At 30.0% G+C, this 717-nt stretch carries 1 protein-coding gene; it reads left to right on the top strand.

Translation table 11 applies throughout. From position 1 onward, the window contains the following. The coding region (locus tag J3S90_RS15730) for a hypothetical protein (protein ID WP_210646978.1) at positions 1–575 on the top strand (575 nt) is incomplete at its 5' end. Positions 576–717 lie beyond the last annotated feature (142 nt).

Here is a 717-nt window from a genome sequence, read left to right as displayed (position 1 = left end):
ACGTTATAGGCTATACTACCAAAAATCGTAAAAAGAAAAATATGAAAATTTACTGTTTGCTTTTCTTAACTATTTCAACTTTGAGTTTTTCACAAAACAATTCAGAATCTGACGTTTTTAAAAAAATCATTGATGAGCAAATTGGAAAGAATACATTAGGAATATATGTTCAATGTGAAAAACATAAAACTTTTTTTGACCTAAAAGAGTTTAAAGAAGAAGTTGGACTTGAAGTTCCTGAAAAAATACTAAATGAAATTGAAGCAAACGTCGCAAAAAGCAATGATGGAATTTGGAATTCCGAATTAATAAAAGAATTGAATTACAACTCTGATCTTATAAAAAGCAAAAAATGTTTGACTAAAAAAGAAGTTGAAGAAATATTTATAAAAACAAAGAAAAGACAAGCAATAATCTGTATAAGTGAACCTATTTTTGACAATAATTACGAAAATTGCATTGTTTCTGTTGTTTACTCGACATTTACACACAGCGCTAGTGGACATAGTTATTTTCTTAAAAAAGTTTACGGAAGTTGGATAGTAATCGCTGTATATGGAATTTTGATGACCTAAAAAAGTACAGCCTATAACCGTCGTTTGGCAATATGGCGGGATTTGGCTTAATTTGAAGATGGTTTTGTACTTGGAAAATTAGTCATTAACCGAAAGATTAGGCTTCCTTAATCCGCCACATCGCCAAGCGACCAAACGTTAT

This window comes from Flavobacterium flabelliforme, from assembly GCF_017948675.1.
Classification (GTDB): Bacteria; Bacteroidota; Bacteroidia; order Flavobacteriales; family Flavobacteriaceae; genus Flavobacterium; species Flavobacterium pygoscelis.
The sequence above is the reverse complement of the archived record's forward strand: the minus strand, read 5'-3'. Positions and strand labels throughout refer to the sequence as shown.